Annotated in this window: 10 protein-coding genes; 3 read left to right on the top strand and 7 right to left on the bottom strand. The window is 46.8% G+C overall.

What is annotated here, in order from left to right:
• From F458_RS0112305 to F458_RS0112320, 3 genes are all read left to right on the top strand, one after another.
• A complete protein-coding gene (locus F458_RS0112305; RefSeq protein ID WP_018983732.1) occupies positions 1-1539 on the top strand; it encodes an alpha-N-arabinofuranosidase in 1539 nt (512 codons plus the stop codon).
• Positions 1540-2260: 721 nt separating this feature from the next.
• Positions 2261-2449, top strand: coding sequence for a hypothetical protein (locus F458_RS0112315; RefSeq protein ID WP_018983734.1), 189 nt, complete (start codon positions 2261-2263; stop codon positions 2447-2449).
• Between the two features lie 1039 nt (positions 2450-3488).
• The gene (locus F458_RS0112320; protein ID WP_018983735.1) at positions 3489-3821 is read left to right on the top strand and encodes a YnfA family protein; all 333 of its coding nucleotides are present in this window, start codon (positions 3489-3491) and stop codon (positions 3819-3821) included.
• A gap of 353 nt (positions 3822-4174) precedes the next feature.
• On the opposite strand, the gene F458_RS21160 is transcribed toward F458_RS0112320, so the two are convergent.
• The 7 genes from F458_RS21160 to F458_RS0112355 all read right to left on the bottom strand — a co-directional run bounded on the left by F458_RS21160 (position 4175) and on the right by F458_RS0112355 (position 13739).
• Complete coding sequence (locus tag F458_RS21160) at positions 4175-5482, bottom strand: methyl-accepting chemotaxis protein (RefSeq protein WP_018983736.1); 1308 nt, start codon at positions 5480-5482, stop codon at positions 4175-4177.
• A gap of 405 nt (positions 5483-5887) precedes the next feature.
• Complete coding sequence (locus tag F458_RS0112330; protein WP_018983737.1) at positions 5888-7798, bottom strand: RICIN domain-containing protein; 1911 nt, start codon at positions 7796-7798, stop codon at positions 5888-5890.
• Between the two features lie 68 nt (positions 7799-7866).
• On the bottom strand, positions 7867-9042 hold the full coding sequence (locus tag F458_RS0112335; RefSeq protein WP_018983738.1) for an aldose epimerase family protein: 1176 nt from the start codon (positions 9040-9042) through the stop codon (positions 7867-7869).
• Positions 9043-9104: 62 nt separating this feature from the next.
• Entirely contained in the window at positions 9105-9710 is a 606-nt protein-coding gene (locus tag F458_RS0112340) for an HAD family hydrolase (RefSeq protein ID WP_018983739.1), read from the bottom strand.
• A 152-nt stretch (positions 9711-9862) separates the two neighbouring features.
• Positions 9863-11362, bottom strand: a complete 1500-nt coding sequence (gene araA / locus F458_RS0112345) for an L-arabinose isomerase (RefSeq protein WP_018983740.1) — start codon at positions 11360-11362, stop codon at positions 9863-9865.
• Positions 11363-11391: 29 nt separating this feature from the next.
• Complete coding sequence (locus F458_RS0112350; RefSeq protein WP_018983741.1) at positions 11392-12084, bottom strand: L-ribulose-5-phosphate 4-epimerase; 693 nt, start codon at positions 12082-12084, stop codon at positions 11392-11394.
• Positions 12081-13739: a ribulokinase gene (locus F458_RS0112355; protein ID WP_026294662.1), complete on the bottom strand. Its 1659-nt coding sequence runs from the start codon at positions 13737-13739 to the stop codon at positions 12081-12083. The genes F458_RS0112350 and F458_RS0112355 overlap by 4 nt, the downstream gene beginning before the upstream one ends.
• Positions 13740-13934 lie beyond the last annotated feature (195 nt).

Here is a 13934-nt window from a genome sequence, read left to right on the forward strand (position 1 = left end):
ATGAACTACAGGTTTATTAAAGCATCTTTGCTGAGCGTGGCGTTGTCGACCGGGATGGCCTCGGCAGCCCCCCATCAGGTCACAGTAACTGCAGACTTAGAGCAACAGGGTCCAGTCATCAACAAAGACATTTACGGGCAGTTTGCCGAGCATCTGGGCCGGGGTATTTATGAAGGACTCTGGGTTGGGCCCGACTCATCTATTCCCAACACCAAAGGCTTTCGCAACGATGTAATTGACGCGCTCAAAGAAATGAGCGTGCCTCTGGTGCGCTGGCCTGGTGGCTGTTTTGCCGATGAATATCATTGGCGCGACGGTATCGGTGCAAAGAATGAACGTCCTGTAAAGGTTAATACCCACTGGGGTGGCGTTGAAGAAACTAATGCCGTGGGGACCCATGAATTTTTTGATTTAGCTGAGCTGTTAGGGGCGGAGGTTTACATCAACGGTAATCTCGGTAGCGGCAGCGTTCAGGAGATGGCCGAATGGATGGAGTACATGACCTCGGACAAAAACTCTACCCTGGCTAACCTGCGTCGCGAGAATGGCCGCGAAGACCCCTGGGACATCAAATATTTTGGGATTGGCAATGAATCCTGGGGCTGTGGCGGTCATATGGAGCCAGATTATTACGTCGATCTTTATCGTCAATACGCCACGTTCCTGAAAACACCTCCGGGGAAAAAACCCCTATTAGTAGGAAGTGGCGGCCATACGGAAGATACGCAATGGACAGACGTACTGAGCAAAAACATTGAACGTAACATGGATGGTATCAGTTACCACTTTTATACGCTTCCCACCAGTGAGTGGGAGACTAAGGGGCATGCTACCGAGTTTGGTAAAGACATGTGGTTTGCGACCCTTGAGCGTACATACAGAATGGATGAATATCTGCAAAATAACATCGCCATTCTGGATAAAAATGACCCTGAGGGCGAGCTTGGCTTCTATGTCGATGAGTGGGGTACCTGGTATGATGCAGAAGAAGACCGCGAGCCCGGTTTTTTATATCAGCAAAATACCTTGCGCGATGCTGTAGTGACTGCCATCAACCTTAACCTTTTTCACAAGTACGCTGAACGCGTGCACATGACTAACATTGCACAAATGGTGAATGTGCTGCAGGCCATGATTCTGACCGATGGTCCGGATATGCTGAAAACGCCTACATACCACGTTTATGATATGTACAGTGTCTTTCAGGATGCCACTGCTATCCCTGTAGAGTTAGATACATCTGACTATACAATGGATGATAAAGCGCTCCCCGCCGTAACCGGCTCGCTGGCCAAGAGCAAAGATGGCAGTACTTATCTTGCGCTGGTCAATCTTGATCCTGAAAACGTAGCGGCCATTACACTGGACCTGGAGGGTGATTCGAATAAAACGCTCAAAGGCGAAATTCTTACTGCTAAAAATATCACTGACAAAAACACGTTTGAACAAAAGGATGTTGTTGCACCAAAGCCTTTTGAAACTAAAGCCAGCAATTTTCAATTGCCAGCTAAATCAATTGTTGTGGTAAAAGTTAACTAGTTTTTCCCGCAGGGCTGGGATGGTTTTTCATGTGGCCATTTCAGCCTTTTTATTTCACACTGCTGATACGCTCTAACAAATCCTTTTTTCTTTATTTCAAACATTATTATGATACTCCCCACCGGGTCAGCACCTAACGGCCTATAACGTCGAAACGGTTCCCCTGAACAACGTTAATAGTCCGTGGAGCGGTCTAATAAAGCAAAATCGCCACTAATTCAATTCATAACAGCCTTCACTCATTATTATCAATAACGACTAATAGCCCACAGTACAGTTGATAGCATCACGTGGCGCGATAAAGTATTTATGTCTTTAACCGACCCAAGACATAAATTAGTTACCATTATATAAGGAAGTGATATGCAAGTTATTGAACTATAAAGTAAAGACATGGATTTAGTAAGTGGCGCCGTTTTGCAAGGAGCTGCGTTAGGAGCAGGTGTTTACCTGTTAGGTTCGGCCTTTAATGGCAGCTTTTCGTGAGGCGGACTTGCAAGAGCGACTGCAACCGGGCTGGTTACAGGCGGGTTTTCCGCTTTAGCCGGTGGCGCCAGCGCGCCAGGAGCTTTGGGCAGAGGCGTTGTCGCCATTAATGGCGCGGCTATAGGCGGAACCACACAGCAAATCATAGACGGGACTTTGACTAAAGCGAAGTAACGTCTGAGTAGCCCGTTTATAGATTTGTCGGGCAGGCTTCATCAAATTTTAAGAGACTATAATGAAGACTAATTACGTTAAGTTTGTGGTGTCACTTCTGGCACTTTCTACTTTAATGTTCATTATATGGCTATTCGTGGCGGGTATTGAAAATGCCAGAGAAATGCTTTTTGTTATTACCGTATTTGCTGCCTGCATTTCAGCAAAAAGCGCTATCTATGAGGCATTTGAGCGTGGAAGAAATAAGTAATTTAGCGAATAAAGAAGACAGATTACGCCTGAACACTTCTCAGCACTGTTGAGTGTGGGCATAAACCTTGCCCATGTTGGAAAAAAGAGGCCAGAAAAAGGTACAGAAGATCCGCTTAAGTGTTGGGCTACTGTCCTGCTGTATTTTTCACCACTATCAGCTGCGTGGTACTTGCCCTTAAACGTTGATCATTTCTGTGCCACAAAGCGCGGCTAATTCCTGTAGCGTTTAAATATGAATAAACATGTTTAAGTAGGTGAGCTATCTAAGGTTGGTCACCCGATTTTCTCCCCCCGTGCGTAGTATATCGATAATTATTACGTCAAAACTTAATTTCAATCTATGTACACACCACCAAAATATACTATAGTATTACATTATAATGTTAGTGTGGCATTGGTTAGAGTGACCTTAGACGATAAGGTTGTTCAGATATGACTCCCACGGGGCAATGTGCACAGAGATGTGATCGCTTAAAAGTAGCAGAGAGGTCGCTCACTAGACTGGTTAATGACTAAGTCGGACGCTAATACCGAGCTTATTGGGTCACATATAGACGTTAACCATGAAGCTTTTGTTTAATCGATAAGAATAGCCACGCTTTGAAGCGTGCGAAGTAGTCCTGATTATCGACTATAAAATTTTATACAGTTTCTTGCGTAGCTGGAATGGTTTTTCATGTGGCCATTCCAGCTTTTTTATTGTTGATCAAAACTGATTCTGTCGAAGATAGAACCAAACTTCCCCATCCTGACTTGTGACACTTTCAGTTGTGTACTGACTGAACGGGTATAGTGTGACCTTCCTATGAGTAGCAATGATATCCCAGAACGAAGGTCTGCTTTTGAATTGATGGTAAGACGTCTTGTTTAACAGAGAAAAGAAGACATCTCTCGGTTATAGTGCTTAGCTATTAAATGTGCAGCGTGCAAACGGTGTGATAATCAAAACCCCGAAACATTTCTCAAAGAAAGAAAACTATGGATAGACTGCAAACTGCATTTTTTTATTGTCTGATTAATCTTCAGGGGGAAGGATTTTGCCGGAAATTAAATTAGTCGGGCTGTTTTTTCTTACCGCACTGGCCGAGATTGTGGGCTGTTATTTGCCCTATCTATGGCTTCGGGAAGACAAGTCGGCTTGGCTTTTACTCCCTGCGGCACTCAGTTTGGCCCTGTTTGCCTGGTTACTCACATTACATCCCACAGCTGCCGGTCGTGTCTACGCAGCGTATGGTGGGGTCTATATATTTACCGCTATCTTATGGCTCTGGTTTATCGACGGTGTTCGCCCAACATTCTGGGATCTCGTTGGATCTGGACTGGCGCTATTGGGCATGGCCATAATTATGTTCGCGCCGCGGGATGTTTAGCGTAAATAATTCAGATGCCGCTATCTCCCTATCTGTTTAGAAAACAACGGGCAGATTCGTCACAACGCAATCAGATCTTGGCTTGCCTAAAGCCAACGTCACGCACCCCTCCTGTAGTTTTATTCATTGGCTAACAATCACACAGCACATCATAGTTGGCGCGTCCTTCTCGAAAACGCAATGGTACTCGTCGGTGGTAGCTGTGCGTCCCCGGGAGCTTGCGTGTAAGTGAAAATCACTTAAGTAAATGTGAAGTCATTAGCGTTCGCAGCTCGCTCATACGCTCATTTCTCCACGAACAGCCTTTGCCCACCACGGTAAAAATAACAGTTTCATATCTGTTGCAACGCATCTTACTCAAGACGGTTCGAAAGCTGAGAAACCGCCTCTCCCACTTTTTGTGCCCCTTCATGAATATTGTTAATTGTCTGGCTGGTTTCCTGAATATGGTTCATCACATTCTCTGCGGTTTTCAAACTCTCTTGTATAGAGAGCACGGACTCACCGGTTAGCTTATCAGTTTGAGCAAAAACCCGAATAATTTCTTCGGTAGAGCGTGATGTACGCGAGGCCAGTTCGCGCACCTCGTCAGCCACCACCGCGAATCCTCTGCCCTGATCACCTGCCCGGGCCGCCTCAATAGCAGCATTTAACGCCAACAGATTGGTTTGGTCTGCAATGCCGCCAATAGAATTAACCATACTGCTTACTGATTTTGACTGTTCTTCCAACGAATTAATTTGCTGCGAAGCTCGCTCCATTTGTGAGGCTAATCCAGCCATCGCAGCTTCGGTATTTTTCATAAGCTGCTGAGCGTGAGACGCAAAGTCTCCGGTTTCAGACGATGTCTGAGCCGCAAATTCTGCCGCGTCATTGACAAGCATCTCACGTTGAACTTGCGCTGTAATATCAGTGGCAAACTTAACCATTTTATAGAGCTTGCCGTATGCATCGAAAATAGGGTTATACGAAGCCTCAAGCCAGATTGTCTGACCACTTTTGTTGACCCGCTTAAACCTGGATGCCACAAACTGTCCCTGGTTAAGACGGTGCCAGAAATCCTGATATTGCTGACTATTTTTCTCCTCTTCGGTACAAAAAATCCGATGATGCTTTCCTTTTATTTCATCGAGCTTGTAGCCCACTGTATTTAAAAACAGATCGTTGGCATGAGTTATATAACCATCGGGAGTGAATTCAATAACGGCCATTGAACGTGTAAGCGCCGAAATCATATTTTCGTTCTCACGGGAAGTTTCGATGGTCCGGGTTAGGTTACTACCAAAAATATCGATGGACAGGCATTTCCCACTGACATCAAATACCGGCTGCAGAATGATCCGAACCCAGTGGTTTTTGCCATTATCTATTTCAACGGCACCCGACCAATGTTCTTGCCTGTTGATTGCATCACACATTTGCTGATAATGATTGGTAGAGCGGGAACGTTCTGGCACCAATTGCGTGAATGTCTTACCGAGAAGCTCATTCTTTGAAAAGTTCAGCTCATTGCAAACCCATTCGTTTACTGCATTTATCTCACCGTGTGGCGATAACGTGAGATGAAGCATTTCACTTTTCAGGCTATCTATTATTTGACGGTACATGGCATTTTCATTCTGACTTGAAAACAATGCCTCTTTGAGTTTCTGATTGAACATAGGGGATCCCAACTTCATAAGTAATATAATTTATCGGCACCATATCTAGAGGCTTTAGTTGTAGAAACCTGTATGTGATACGTTTTCAGCATGATCGGGGTCGAGACTAAGTAATTTTACTTAACAATAAAAGCTAGTATTGTAAAACTTATATTTTGGCTGGTTATTACCATTGACGATGATTCTAGGTTTGCTAAATGGTCTTATTATCACTAGGTGTCATGCAATGTCGTTTTGTGCTTATGCATTGTTTTATTTTGTTTGTCGCTTATTTACCCGCCGGAATATTAGGCAAACTTTTTTGCCTTACATCCGTTAAGCAGGCGTCATCACCGAACTAGGCTGCACTTATAAGCCAAAAAGCCCGCTTTTTATGCGGGCTTGGTGATTACATGCTACTGACAGTTAGCGAGGCTCCCTGAAATGAAAGACTTGGCACTTTGTTTCCATGTCAGGTTGTTGGGCGATATTAGTTCCATTCGCCAGGCCACAGTCTGAGACGCCCATTGCCTGATTGTTGTAACGATTCAATAGCATAACTCCACCACCCTGCGCGGGACGTATCTTCCATTGCGCGGTAGACTGTGAGCATTCAACCATAGACAGGTTAGCGCCGGGCACTACTGCATTGTCATCGGTGCCAATACACATTTCATCGCCGGCATTAAGCTTCAGACTGACATAGCCGGTATTGGTAGGAGTTATCTGCCACTGCTGGTTTTGCGCATAGTTGAATGCCTGTTGCTCAACGTTACGATCTTCGTCTGCCACACTAACGGCCTTACCGCTTTGCTGGCTAAGTATAACCACCTCGCCTGTGGGGCGTAGTTGCCATTGTGTACAGGCACTGTCAGCATTCTGTTGCAAAACGGCCTGATTGGCAGAGGAGGAACATCCGGCTATCGCAATAGGCTTCTGTGAATAGCGGTTAGTGATGGTGATATTACCGTCACTGCCACTTTCCAGTTTCCATTGTTGGCAGAAGTTGTTGCGCCAGGCCGCTGACTGAACACGAGCATTATCTGCGGTGGCACAATCAGCAACTTCTAAAAACTTGCTGTCTTCCCGGTTGGCTAATCTGACGAATCCGTCAGTAGTAGGGTCGAGCACCCACTGCCCGTTAGTACCAGTACACTGACGCTGCATTGCCCGGTTATCCTGAGGATCAGAAGAGATATCCAGACACAGTTCACTGGTTGCATTGACCAACTGATAGCGCTGCCCCTGCACGCGGGTTACCAGCGGGCCATGTTCACCTGACGGTGGCGGCACTTCTACGCCTGGCGTTAGTGGTTTGCCAAAATCTGGCGTGCCATCCTCATTCCATTCAAACTTTTGCGCGCGAAGTGAGCGTGTGGCAGAACAGCCATGTTCGACAGAATCGTTGCCATGATAAACCAACCAGTCTTCTGAACCGTCTGGTGAGGTGAAAAAGCCGTTATGACCAGGGCCAAATACTTCTTCTGTACGTTCAAAAACAGGTTCATCAAATTTTTTCCAGGCGTTGGCGTCCATTGGGTCGTCGCCCACCAACTCCAGCAGCCCAAGTTTGTAATCAGGTGTATTACAAAAACTTGCTGAATACGTCATGAAGGTGCGCCCGTTATGCTGTAAAATTTCAGCGCCCTCTGTCACTTTACGACCACTGATTTCCCAGTCGAGCTCAGGACGTGTAATAACTGTATGCTCCTGCCCTTTTTTAAGGGTCCAGGGGTTCTCCATTTCTGCAATGATATTTAGTTGCTGATCGCCCTGCCATTGAGAGTAAATTACATAGAGTTTATCGTCATACTCCAGATAATTCCCATCAATGTTCCATACATCCGGCATTAACGCGCCTTTATACTGGTATGGGCCCATAGGATCATCGCCGGCGCTTTCCAGCACATTTAAATGTTGATTATCTAACGTACCATCCTTTCCGGCGGTATACATCATATACCAGCGGTACCCATTAGGGCCTTTAAGACGATGAAATTCAAACGCCCAAAAGTTACAGCACCGCTCCGGATCCGTTGATGACCATACATTCACGGGTGTCGCATCAGCGAGTCCGGCTAGTGTAGGCGCTTTGCGCATGACGAGCTCTGAAGTCCATGTGGTTGTGGTCAGGTAGTAATTCCCATCCCAGTACTCAAGCCAGGGATCTGCGCCATTGGGAAATAACGGGTTGCTAAAAGTGCCACTTTTACTAATGTCGCTTTGTGCCTGTAAATCAGAGGCTTGCTGGCGGCTTGCTGATGAGGACTGACAAGCTGCCAGCCCAAAAGACAACAGCACTACGGTAGCCATTGTCTGAATAGTTTTTATATTCATTTTCTTTCTCTTGATAACAGTAAATGGCTGGCCCCGCCGCAGACGTCGGCAGAGCCAGTTTTGCTGTATTAACGAGTTCCGAACTCGTAAACAATGCGGGTTGAGTAAACTTCACCCGGATTAAGCGTGGTGCTGGCAAAATCGGGCTGGTTTGGTGAGTCGGGATTATGCTGAGGCTCCAGGCAGAACGCGCTGCGCTTCTCGTGCACCATACCGCTTTGACGTGTATTTCCATCCAGGAAGTTGCCCGAATAGAACTGCACAGCAGGCTCTTCGGTCAAAACTGTCAGAGTTCGGCCTGAATCCGGCTCGTAGACATTTGCCGCTTCAACAAGCTCATTGTTCGGTGATGACTTAATAACAAAGTTATGATCGTAACCTTTGCCTCGAGCCAGCTGGGTATTATCGGCATCAATATCTTTACCCATTGCTTTGGGTTGCGTGAAATCAAACGGTGTACCTTTAACAGACTTGACTTCACCAGTAGGAATAAGCCCCTCGTCTACCGGCGTAAACGTGTCGCCATTAATTTGCAGAACATGGTCAAGAATACTGCCCTCACCCTGCAGATTGAAATAGGTATGCTGGGTTAGATTCACGATAGTCGGCTTATCAGTGGTCGCCATAAACGCCATATCAAGCGTATTATCTTTGGTTAGCGTGTAAGTTACCTGGGTGTCTAGCTGACCAGGATAGCCCTGATCGCCGTCCGGACTGATAAGCGATAACTTAACGCCGGCCGATGTTTTGGTCACAAAAGGTTCCATCTGCCAGACTTTTTTATCAAAACCCTGGATACCACCGTGCAAATGGTTGTCGCCGTCATTGGTTGCCAATTGGTACTCTGTACCATTTAAAGAAAATTTACCCTGGGCGATACGGTTGCCATAGCGGCCAATAATGGCGCCAAAATATGGATTAGCGTCGACGTAATCCTGCAGATTATCCATACCCAGCACAATGTTGCCAGCGCGACCATTAGCGTCCGGAGTAACCAGTCGGGTAATGATGCCGCCATAGCTAATTACATCAGCTTCAATACCATGGCCATTATTAAGGGTAACTTTATAAACTGGTGTGCTGTCAGGCATATCACCGTAGTGTGTCATTTTAGCTGACGGTTGATTATTCATATTATCGGCTCCGTGAGCGTGGGTCTGGCTGGAAAAGAACAGTAAAGAAAACGCCGCGGCAACGAGACTACCGGTAACGCGATATTGGGGGGCGAGTGCTGAAACAGGCATAACTTACAATTCCCTAATAAAATTTATACTTTTATATTACAAAGAGACTGTGTATTGCAAGCTTAGTCGCCCTGCCGCTTTACTTTACCGTCGATTACCAGGTAGCAATCCATACCTGCCCGCTCTGCAGCCTGACGGCCTATCTCTGTATCTTCAAACACGACACAGTCCTCTGGTGCAACATTCATCAGTTTAGCGGCGGTTAGAAAGGTTTCAGGATGTGGTTTGCCATGGGTCACGTCTGACGCCGTCACCATCGCATCCAGCTTAGACATCAAATCATGATGATTGAGTAAATGCTCAGCATGAGGACGCTCAGAACCCGTGCCTATCGCAACTTTCATGCTCGGTCGATAATGATGAAAGATATCCGCTGTCTCAGCGATAAGCGCCGGAATAAAATCCATGGTTTCCCAAACCTCTCGTTTGCGCATCGCAACATCAGCAGGTTCATGATTCATTGCGTACTTTTCATTAAGCATTTCAACGGTTTTTTTGGTGGGTACACCGCCCAGTCCGTGCATGTATTGCCGATCGAATGGGATCCCAAAACTGTCACAGGTTTGTTTCCATGCCTCCATATGTGCGCCCATGGAGTCTATGAGAGTGCCATCCATATCAAAGATAATGGCTTTGTACGCGCTCAGATCTATTCTATTTGCTGTCATTCTCCAGCCCTTCTTTCGCTGCTTCTACATCAGACTGTCACATCTTACACGGGGTAAAAACAACAAAACTGATCACATGGGATCAGTTTTGCAATATTCGGCAGACTGGACTGTAATTTATCAAAAGCCCGCTGCCTTAATTACTGCGCCTTTTACAAGCCTTGCTTAAGCATATAATAAGCGGCATTGTTGCGTAGCTCTGACTTAAAGTGGCGAATCGATGTATCGTCATCAATGATGACAGTCTCAACACCGGCCATCTCCGCAAAGTCGACCATCATGTCAGTAGTTACGGCCTGGCTGTAGGAAGTATGATGGGCGCCACCAGCATGGATCCATGCCGCCGCAGCCACAGAAAGATTTGGCTTAGGTTCCCACAGCGCTGAGGCAACGGGCAGATGCGGCAGATCTGCAGGAGGTGCCACGGTGTCGACCTCATTAATCAGCATCCGGAAACGATTACCCATATCAATTGGCGACACGTTGATTGCCGGGCCAGGTGCGGCAGTAAACAGCAAGCGGCCAACGTCACAGTTCACCCCGATTGTATGATTGTGAACTTCCAGCGTTGGCTTAGAGGCTGCGATACTCGGGCAAACCTCGAGCATGTGTGCGCCTAAAACCTGATCACGCTCGCCAAGGTTATAGGTGTAATCTTCCATAAATGAGCAGCCGCCTTTGCGACCTTCACCCATGACTTTCATTACACGCACCAGGGCGGAGGTTTTCCAGTCGCCTTCGGCACCATAGCCGTAGCCTTTAGCCATCAAACGCTGCGTGGCCAAACCCGGTAACCCGCTAAGGCCTGCCAAATTTTCAAAGCAGTTGGTAAATGCTTTGAAGTTGCCGTCATCTAAAAAGCGTTGCATGCCAAGCTCAAGACGTGCCTCGTTTTCAAGCATCGCTTTATTGTGGCTGTCCTGCCAGGTTGCGTCGCTGATAATGTAATCATTGTGATAGGCATCAAGCTGTGCAGCAACATCTGCATCGGACACCGAGTCAACACGCTCAGCTAACTCAGCTGTACCAAACGCATGCACTTCATAACCAAACTGGATTTGCGCTGCAACCTTATCGCCTTCCGTCACAGCTACTTGACGCATATTATCGCCGAAACGCGCCACTTTAAGGTTCTGACTTTCGTTCCAGCCAATCGCTGCACGACACCAGTCATCAATTTGCGCCTGAACATCCGCACGCTCCCAATGGCCTACAACCACTTTACGTTCTTTGCGCATGCGCGTGCCGATAAAACCAAATTCACGATCGCCATGAGCACTTTGATGCGTGTTCATGTAGTTCATGTTGATTGAGTCCCATGGCAACGCTGCATTAAATTGCGTATGCAAATGCATCCATGGTTTATTCAGCTCATTAAGTCCTGCAATCCACATCTTAGCTGGCGAGAATGTGTGCATCCATAAAATCAAACCAACACAATTGGCATCGTTGTTTGCCTGACGGCAAACATTATGAATTTCATCGGCTGATTTAACAATTGGCTTAAAAACAATCTCGGCGGGCAGTTTGCCGGCGCTGTTAAGACCTTTAACAATACCTTCGCTGTCCTGGGCAACATTCTCAAGCACCTTAGGACCATAAAGATGTTGTGAGCCTGTGACAAACCAAACTTCTTTCGTCATCGTGGTCATAAATAATTCCTCTTAGTTCTGCACGGTGCTTAGCTTTGCCCGTAGTAGGCATTTTTACCGTGTTTGCGTAAATAATGTTTGTCCATGACAGCCTGCTTTAGCGGGGCTGCTTGTGGATCTAACGTTCTGGTTAGATACGCCATCCGGGCAATTTCTTCTAGTAGCGCTGCGTGATAAACGGACTGAGCAGCATCTTTTCCCCACGTAAATGGCGCATGACCCGCCACGATAACCATTGGCGCTGCGTTAGGGTCTCGCTCAGCATAGGCATCTGTAATCTGTACACCGGTTTCTTCTTCGTAATCACCGTTAACCTGATCATCGGTTAAATCCCGGGTGCAGGTAATGTCACCGTGTACATAATCAGCATGTGTTGTGCCAAGACACGGGATACTCTGGCGTGCTTGCGCCCACGCAGTGGCATAGGTACTGTGGGTGTGGGTCACACCACCAATGCTGTCAAATGCGCGATAAAGGTGAGTATGCGTTTTGGTATCCGATGAGGGGCGCATTTCGCCTTCGACAATGGTATTTTCAAGATCTACCACAACAATGTCGTCGACCTTCATATCCTCGTACGCTACGCCACTGGGCTTAATTGCAACCACGCCCTTGTCTCTGTCGATTTGCGACACATTACCAAAGGTGTAAATCACCAGATTACGACGCTGAAGCTCCATATTGGCTTCAAATACTTCTCGCTTTAATTCCTTGTAGCTCATGGGTTTCCTCCATCTACAAATGCACCAAGCGTTTTGTATTTTTGATACAGCACATCGTACGTCGATGCGCGCTCAGCATCAGGTAAATATTGCTTACACACTGGGGAAGCCATCACCGTCTGCGCAGCTTCAACTGTATCGAATTCGCCAGCAGCTACTGCCGCCATAATAGCAGCGCCCAGTGCGCAGCTTTGTTCACTCTCCAGTACGTCAATCGGGCAATTCCAAACGTCTGCACAGGTTTGCATGACATAATCAGACTTTTTAGAAATACCGCCGATAGTGACCACCGAGTTGATAGGAACACCTTCATCTTCAAATCGCTCAGTTATGGCACGCGCACCGAAGGCAGTCGCCTCTACCAACGCTTTGAAAAGTTGCGGCGCATCAGTTCCCATTTTGATACCAGCCATTGCCATCGCAACACTTTGGTCGGCATCCGGTGTACGCCGGCCGTTGACCCAGTCAAGCGCCACCGCGTCGGATTCTTTAACCGGTAGCAATGAGGCTGCATCAGATAAGCGTACCAAGGCACTTTCTTCAATTTTTTCAACCAGTTCGCGCTGACCTGATTCGGTTAATTCGCTAAGTAACTGACGGGTGGGCCAGAGCACCACGTTTTTAAACCAGGCATAAAGGTCACCAAATGCAGATTGACCGGCCTCTAGACCAATCATTCCAGGCACCACTGACCCATCAACCTGACCACATATTCCTTTAACGCAGGTATCGCCTAATTGTGACTGAGAAGTCACCGTAATATCACAGGTTGATGTACCCATAACTTTGGTAAGCACACCCTGACGAACGTTGGCAGCAACCGCCCCCATATGACAATCAAAAGCGCCATACCCAATTGCGATACCCTCAGGCAGCCCCAATTTTTCAGCCCATTCGCCGGTCAGGTCACCTGCTTTTTCATGACTTGAATACGTATTAGGATTGATATGCTCGACTAATCCATCCAGCAGTGGATCAATTTGTGTGAAGAATTCGTTAGGCGGAAAGCCGCCCCATTGCTCATTCCACATCATCTTATGGCCTGTAGCACAGCGACCAAAGGTAAGCTCGGATGGATGTGTTTTGCCGCACATCAATGCTGTCATCCAGTCACAATGTTCAACCCACGCATGCGTCGCTGCTTTGACTGCTGCATCATTACGAAAGATATGCAGTGCTTTGGCCCAGTACCACTCGGATGAATAGATCCCGCCCATATAGGCCAGGTAATTAACATCATTATTGGTTGCCGCCTGGGTAATTTCATTTGCTTCGTGAAGTGCTGTATGGTCTTTCCACAATACAAACATTGCATTGGGGTTTTCAGCAAACTCTGCAGTCAATGCCAGGGGCGTTCCCTGGTCATTTATGGCTACCGGCGTTGAGCCAGTAGTATCAAAGCTCATGCCGATGACATTTTCAGCGGTGCCGGCAGGAACTTTTTCCCACAGCCCCCTGACAACGGCAATTAAACTATCAATATAATCCTGCGGATGCTGACGATACTGATCATTAGAAGGCTCACAGAAGCGGCCTTCTGTCCAGCGAGGATAATTTATTTGATGACTGGCGAGTTCGGCGCCCGTGCTTACGTCTACCAGAAGAGCACGTACCGAGTCCGAACCATAATCCAATCCCAGCGTGTAGCGAGACATAGAGACCCTTTTCGATAAACTGTTAACAAAAATAGTTACAACATTTATTTGTATGATAATATCAACAATACCGAATTGTAAAGGTAATATAAAAAGATTATTAACAGGATGGTCTATCCAGCTCGACATGAACTGAGAAAAACCCACCTTCAGTTCGGCTCCTCGGCTGTTATCTGTAGATAAAAGTCAGCGTTT

It is taken from the genome of Salinimonas chungwhensis DSM 16280, from assembly GCF_000378185.1.
Lineage (GTDB): Bacteria > Pseudomonadota > Gammaproteobacteria > Enterobacterales > Alteromonadaceae > Alteromonas > Alteromonas chungwhensis.

Coding starts and splice junctions, on each gene's coding strand:
- F458_RS21160 (WP_018983736.1), bottom strand. CDS start 5,482: ATGTTCAATCAGAAACTCAAAGAGGCATTGTTTTCAAGTCAGAATGAA.
- F458_RS0112315 (WP_018983734.1), top strand. CDS start 2,261: ATGAAGACTAATTACGTTAAGTTTGTGGTGTCACTTCTGGCACTTTCT.
- F458_RS0112350 (WP_018983741.1), bottom strand. CDS start 12,084: ATGAGCTACAAGGAATTAAAGCGAGAAGTATTTGAAGCCAATATGGAG.
- F458_RS0112355 (WP_026294662.1), bottom strand. CDS start 13,739: ATGTCTCGCTACACGCTGGGATTGGATTATGGTTCGGACTCGGTACGT.
- F458_RS0112330 (WP_018983737.1), bottom strand. CDS start 7,798: ATGAATATAAAAACTATTCAGACAATGGCTACCGTAGTGCTGTTGTCT.
- F458_RS0112340 (WP_018983739.1), bottom strand. CDS start 9,710: ATGACAGCAAATAGAATAGATCTGAGCGCGTACAAAGCCATTATCTTT.
- araA (WP_018983740.1), bottom strand. CDS start 11,362: ATGACCACGATGACGAAAGAAGTTTGGTTTGTCACAGGCTCACAACAT.
- F458_RS0112335 (WP_018983738.1), bottom strand. CDS start 9,042: ATGCCTGTTTCAGCACTCGCCCCCCAATATCGCGTTACCGGTAGTCTC.
- F458_RS0112305 (WP_018983732.1), top strand. CDS start 1: ATGAACTACAGGTTTATTAAAGCATCTTTGCTGAGCGTGGCGTTGTCG.